Genomic DNA, 3623 nt, shown 5'->3' with positions numbered 1-3623 from the left:
CGGTCGCGCTGCTGACGGCAATTTTGTGCTCTACCTTTCCTGGCGTCCTGTTTGGCTGGTTACCGGCGCGCACCGCGGCGCGACTGGATCCGGTCGATGCGTTAGCGCGAGAGTAACGTCCCGGGAAATAAAAATGCCAGCCGATCGGGCTGGCATTTTACCTGCGGGATGTACACAATGAGACAGAAGAGCTATGCAACAGCTTCTGCTTCGATAGGCACGATGACACTGGCGTGATTGCCTTTTGGCCCCTGGTGAACATCAAACTGGACAGACTGTCCGGCTTTTAGCGTTCTGTAACCATCCATCTGAATGGTGGAATAGTGAGCGAAAATATCTTCGCCGCCGCCTTCAGGGCAGATGAACCCAAACCCTTTGGCATTGTTGAACCACTTAACAGTACCCGTTTCCATGCTTCGACATCCTTCGTAAATCTTATATAAGTAAGATGGAATGAACCGGTGGTGGAGTGGGGGTTGTTCAAAACCTCGCCAACTCTCGAAATTACAATTTAGAGAAATCAGGCGGGGCGTCAAGCGTCAGACGGGGGTCGGTGGGTAAAAATGAATCAAAAATTTGAAGCAGTTAACGCTATTGGCGGGAATGTGACAGATGTCGCGGATGCCAGTGATAGATGATAGTTATCTATTAATTGAGGTAGATTGATTGTGCACATCCGCTCTTGTCAGCGGCAGACTGTTCTGCCGGTAACCGTAACTGAAGATGACGACTGACAATGGGTAAGACGAACGACTGGCTGGATTTCGACCAGCTGGCGGCTGATAAAGTGCGTGACGCGCTAAAACCGCCATCTATGTATAAAGTGATATTAGTCAATGATGATTACACTCCGATGGAGTTTGTTATTGACGTGTTACAAAAATTCTTTTCTTATGATGTAGAACGTGCAACGCAACTGATGCTTGCGGTTCACTATCACGGTAAAGCCATCTGCGGCGTTTTCACCGCAGAGGTCGCGGAGACCAAAGTGGCGATGGTGAACACGTATGCGAGGGAGAACGAGCACCCGTTGCTGTGTACGCTGGAAAAAGCCTGAATGCAGGCATAAAAATTGGGGGAGGTGCCTATGCTCAATCAAGAACTGGAACTCAGTTTAAATATGGCTTTCGCCAGAGCGCGCGAGCACCGTCATGAGTTTATGACCGTCGAGCACTTGTTACTGGCGCTGCTCAGTAACCCATCGGCCCGCGAAGCGCTGGAAGCGTGTTCCGTGGACCTCGTGGCGCTCCGTCAGGAACTCGAAGCCTTCATTGAACAAACCACACCCGTATTGCCTGCCAGCGAAGAAGAACGCGACACGCAGCCGACGCTGAGCTTTCAGCGCGTACTGCAACGTGCGGTCTTCCACGTTCAGTCCTCCGGGCGCAGTGAAGTGACTGGCGCGAACGTGCTGGTCGCCATCTTTAGCGAACAGGAATCTCAGGCTGCTTACCTGCTGCGTAAACATGAGGTCAGCCGTCTTGATGTGGTCAACTTTATTTCTCACGGTACGCGCAAAGATGAGCCGAGTCAGTCGTCTGATCCTGGCAGTCAGCCCAATACCGACGAGCAAGCTGGCGGGGAGGAACGTATGGAGAACTTCACGACTAACCTTAACCAGCTTGCCCGGGTTGGCGGTATTGACCCGCTGATCGGCCGTGACAAAGAACTGGAGCGCGCCATTCAGGTACTGTGCCGTCGGCGTAAAAATAACCCATTGCTGGTGGGGGAATCTGGCGTCGGGAAGACGGCGATAGCCGAAGGCCTGGCCTGGCGTATCGTGCAGGGCGACGTGCCGGAAGTGATGGCCGATTGCACCATCTACTCGCTGGATATCGGTTCGCTGCTGGCGGGTACCAAGTACCGCGGTGACTTTGAAAAACGCTTTAAAGCGCTGCTGAAACAACTGGAGCAGGATAGCAACAGCATTCTGTTTATCGACGAGATCCACACCATCATCGGGGCCGGGGCGGCGTCGGGTGGTCAGGTAGATGCTGCAAACCTGATTAAACCGCTGCTTTCCGGCGGTAAGATCCGCGTGATCGGCTCCACGACCTATCAGGAGTTCAGCAACATTTTTGAGAAAGACCGTGCGTTAGCCCGTCGTTTCCAGAAAATTGATATTACTGAACCGTCGGTAGAAGAGACCGTGCAGATCATCAACGGCCTGAAACCGAAGTATGAAGCGCACCATGACGTCCGTTACACCGCGAAAGCGGTACGTGCAGCGGTTGAACTGGCGGTGAAATACATCAACGACCGTCATCTGCCGGATAAAGCGATTGACGTCATTGATGAAGCGGGGGCGCGTGCGCGCCTGATGCCGGTCAGCAAGCGTAAGAAAACCGTCAACGTGGCCGATATCGAGTCCGTCGTGGCGCGTATTGCGCGTATCCCAGAGAAGAGCGTGTCGCAAAGCGATCGTGATACGCTGAAAAACCTTGGCGACCGTCTGAAAATGCTGGTCTTTGGGCAGGATAAAGCCATTGAGGCGCTGACCGAAGCCATCAAGATGAGCCGTGCAGGTCTGGGACATGAGCATAAGCCCGTCGGTTCCTTCTTGTTTGCCGGTCCGACCGGTGTCGGGAAAACCGAGGTAACAGTGCAGCTTTCCAAAGCGCTGGGAATTGAACTGCTGCGTTTTGACATGTCCGAGTATATGGAACGTCATACGGTCAGCCGCCTGATTGGCGCGCCTCCGGGATACGTTGGTTTCGATCAGGGCGGTTTGCTGACGGATGCGGTCATCAAGCATCCCCATGCGGTACTGCTGCTCGATGAAATTGAAAAAGCGCACCCGGATGTCTTTAACCTGCTGCTGCAGGTGATGGACAACGGCACGCTGACGGATAACAACGGGCGTAAAGCCGATTTCCGCAACGTGGTGCTGGTGATGACGACTAACGCCGGTGTCCGTGAAACGGAGCGTAAATCGATTGGCCTGATTCATCAGGACAACAGCACTGACGCGATGAGCGAAATCAAGAAAGTGTTCACGCCGGAGTTCCGTAACCGTCTCGACAATATTATCTGGTTCGAGCACCTGTCTACTGAGGTGATCCACCAGGTTGTCGATAAGTTCATCGTCGAGCTGCAGGTTCAACTGGATCAGAAAGGTGTCTCCCTGGAAGTCAGCCAGGAAGCGCGTAACTGGCTGGCTGAGAAAGGCTACGATCGGGCAATGGGCGCACGTCCAATGGCGCGCGTGATTCAGGATAACCTGAAAAAACCATTGGCGAACGAGCTGCTGTTTGGTTCTCTGGTGGATGGCGGGCAGGTGACCGTGGCACTGGATAAAGAGAAAAATGAGCTGACCTATGGTTTCCAGAGTGCCCAGAAGCACAAACCGGAAGCCGCGCATTAATCTCACCTCTCTATAACTGGTTGATAAACCGGGCCGTGTGCCCGGTTTTTTTATGCGAAAAAAAGCCCGTACTTGCGTACGCGCTCATTCTCGAATATGGCGGTGAGGGGGGGATTGACTCGCTTCGCTCGCCCTGCGGGCGTCATGGCCTGCGGCCATTCCGTCCAACGGGCTGCGCCCGTTGTCGACCCCCGGTCGGGGATTCTCATCCCCCCAGTGAGTAATATAAAAGAAAAGAGACGATAAAAATTTAGAGATC

At 53.5% G+C, this 3623-nt stretch carries 5 protein-coding genes; 4 read left to right on the top strand and 1 reads right to left on the bottom strand.

Annotated elements, in window-relative coordinates:
• Positions 1-116: hypothetical protein (locus AB7E14_RS21720; protein WP_428169945.1), on the top strand; the 116-nt coding region annotated here is incomplete at its 5' end.
• A 75-nt stretch (positions 117-191) separates the two neighbouring features.
• On the opposite strand, the gene cspD is transcribed toward AB7E14_RS21720, so the two are convergent.
• Positions 192-413 carry a cold shock-like protein CspD gene (gene cspD, locus AB7E14_RS21715; RefSeq protein WP_042284847.1) on the bottom strand — a complete coding sequence of 74 codons (222 nt, stop codon included), beginning with the start codon at positions 411-413 and terminating at the stop codon, positions 192-194.
• Between the two features lie 150 nt (positions 414-563).
• On the opposite strand from cspD, the gene AB7E14_RS21710 reads away from it, so the two are divergent.
• From AB7E14_RS21710 to clpA, 3 genes are all read left to right on the top strand, one after another.
• Positions 564-638 (top strand): hypothetical protein, encoded by a 75-nt coding sequence (locus AB7E14_RS21710; RefSeq protein WP_212807582.1) that lies wholly within the window; start codon positions 564-566, stop codon positions 636-638.
• A gap of 98 nt (positions 639-736) precedes the next feature.
• Positions 737-1057 (top strand): ATP-dependent Clp protease adapter ClpS, encoded by a 321-nt coding sequence (gene clpS / locus AB7E14_RS21705; RefSeq protein WP_042320277.1) that lies wholly within the window; start codon positions 737-739, stop codon positions 1055-1057.
• A 30-nt stretch (positions 1058-1087) separates the two neighbouring features.
• Entirely contained in the window at positions 1088-3364 is a 2277-nt protein-coding gene (gene clpA, locus AB7E14_RS21700; protein WP_043001212.1) for an ATP-dependent Clp protease ATP-binding subunit ClpA, read from the top strand.
• Positions 3365-3623: the final 259 nt, after the last annotated feature.

Source organism: Citrobacter sp. (genome assembly GCF_050252275.1).
Lineage (GTDB): Bacteria > Pseudomonadota > Gammaproteobacteria > Enterobacterales > Enterobacteriaceae > Citrobacter_A > Citrobacter_A amalonaticus.
Note: the sequence above shows the minus strand (reverse complement) of the source record. Positions and strands in the feature narration are given on the sequence as shown.

Bases quoted from the DNA above. Each gene is read 5' to 3' on its own strand.
- cspD (WP_042284847.1), bottom strand. From the start codon at position 413: ATGGAAACGGGTACTGTTAAGTGGTTCAACAATGCCAAAGGGTTTGGG.
- clpS (WP_042320277.1), top strand. From the start codon at position 737: ATGGGTAAGACGAACGACTGGCTGGATTTCGACCAGCTGGCGGCTGAT.
- clpA (WP_043001212.1), top strand. From the start codon at position 1,088: ATGCTCAATCAAGAACTGGAACTCAGTTTAAATATGGCTTTCGCCAGA.